Origin of the sequence: Ochrobactrum sp. SFR4, assembly GCF_019730395.1 — a bacterium.
In the GTDB taxonomy this organism is placed as follows: domain Bacteria; phylum Pseudomonadota; class Alphaproteobacteria; order Rhizobiales; family Rhizobiaceae; genus Pseudochrobactrum.
The window spans coordinates 1-699 of the sequence record NZ_JAAPBB010000073.1 but is presented as its reverse complement, the minus strand read 5'-3'; the positions used below and the strand labels follow the sequence as shown (position 1 = coordinate 699).

Annotated in this window: 1 protein-coding gene; it reads left to right on the top strand. The window is 59.8% G+C overall.

Going from position 1 to position 699, the window contains the following annotated elements; all coding sequences use genetic code 11:
• The first annotated feature begins 121 nt into the window (after window positions 1–121).
• A complete protein-coding gene (locus HBA93_RS17905; RefSeq protein ID WP_286202036.1) occupies window positions 122–586 on the top strand; it encodes an MAPEG family protein in 465 nt (154 codons plus the stop codon).
• Window positions 587–699 lie beyond the last annotated feature (113 nt).

Below are 699 nucleotides of genomic sequence, written 5' to 3'. Positions count from 1 at the left end.
CGGCTCTCTTTGCCCTTGTGCCGGGCGGGGTGGTCGGATCGGCCGTGTTCATCATCATGGCTTTCGCTTCCAATCGGCGGGTGGCGGCAATCGCCTGATTAAGGCCGAGTAAGCATTTCCGATGGCCCGCCTGGCGGGCCATCGTCGGTCAAACAACAAATCATTCATGTTCAGCAAAGGTATTCTAATGGTCTTCCCACAGGTGACGGCGTTCTATGCCGCTCTGCTTGGTCTGGTTTTCACAGGCCTGTCGTTCTGGGTGGTCAAGGCTCGTGCGCACCACAAAGTCGCAATGGGAGATGACGGGCAATTCTCGCTGATCCTGCGCATCCGGAGCCATGCCAACTTCGCGGAATACGTGCCGTTGGGGCTGATCCTGATCGCATTCAACGAAATGGCCGGCCTGGATCCCTGGGGAATTCACGCACTTGGCGCAGTCCTTGTGCTTGCGCGCATCGCTCACCCTATCGGCATGGCCGCGTCTGAGGGGTCGCCGCTGCAAAAGCCATTTCGCGGCTTCGGCGTCCTTGGCACCTGGGGCGTGATCCTGATCTCTTCCCTGATTGTGATCGCCGGACTGTTCTGAATTGCTCAGGCCTGGAACGCCGCCGCAGATGGCTTGCCGGTTTCGTTCAACCCGCTGATTCTGGCGCATGTCGCCGGCGGCGTGCTGATCCTGGCTCTAGTCGTCTGGGAGCA

What these genes read in the sequence shown, in the direction of transcription:
- HBA93_RS17905 (WP_286202036.1), top strand. Translation starts at nt 122, where the DNA reads ATGGCCCGCCTGGCGGGCCATCGTCGGTCAAACAACAAATCATTCATG.